This window comes from Xanthomonas sp. SHU 308 (assembly GCF_000364645.1).
Lineage (GTDB): Bacteria > Pseudomonadota > Gammaproteobacteria > Xanthomonadales > Xanthomonadaceae > Xanthomonas_A > Xanthomonas_A sontii.
In genome coordinates, this window is sequence record NZ_AQOK01000632.1 from 1 (window position 1) to 551 (window position 551).

At 74.4% G+C, this 551-nt stretch carries 1 protein-coding gene; it reads left to right on the plus strand.

The features are described from left to right. Positions 1–551 (plus strand): protein-disulfide reductase DsbD domain-containing protein (locus tag D588_RS25230; protein ID WP_043085740.1); only part of this gene is annotated, 551 nt, incomplete at both ends.

Consider the following 551-nt stretch of genomic DNA (forward strand, 5'->3'; position numbering starts at 1 on the left):
TGGGCTGCCGGGCAGCGGCCCGGGCGCGGGCAACGGCGCCAAGCCGCTGTTCGGTCCCGGCCCCGGCACCGCGGCGGTGCAGGGCCTGCCGCTGCCCTCGGACCAGGCGTTCCAGTTCGAAGCCATCGTCGGCGACGGCAATACCCTGCTGCTGCGCTTCACCCCGGCGCCCGGCTATTACCTGTATCGCGACCGCACCGCGCTGGCGCTGGAGGGCGCGCCCGGCATCCGCACCGGCATGCCGCGCTGGCCCAAGGGCAGCTCGCACCAGGACGAACACTTCGGCAACGTGGTGGTGTACTTCGACCAGACCGAGGTCACCGTGCCGCTGCAGCGCCAGCGCGCCGACGCCACCGCCGCGACCCTGGTGGCGACCTTCCAGGGCTGCCAGACCGACGGCATCTGCTACCCGCCGATGACCCGGCGGGTGAAGCTGGCGCTGCCCAAGGGCACCGTCACCCCGGCCGACCAGGCCGAGGTCAGCCCGCTGCTGGTGACGCCGCTGGACAGCCGCCAGGCCGACGCCAACGACGCGGCCGCGGCCACGGCCA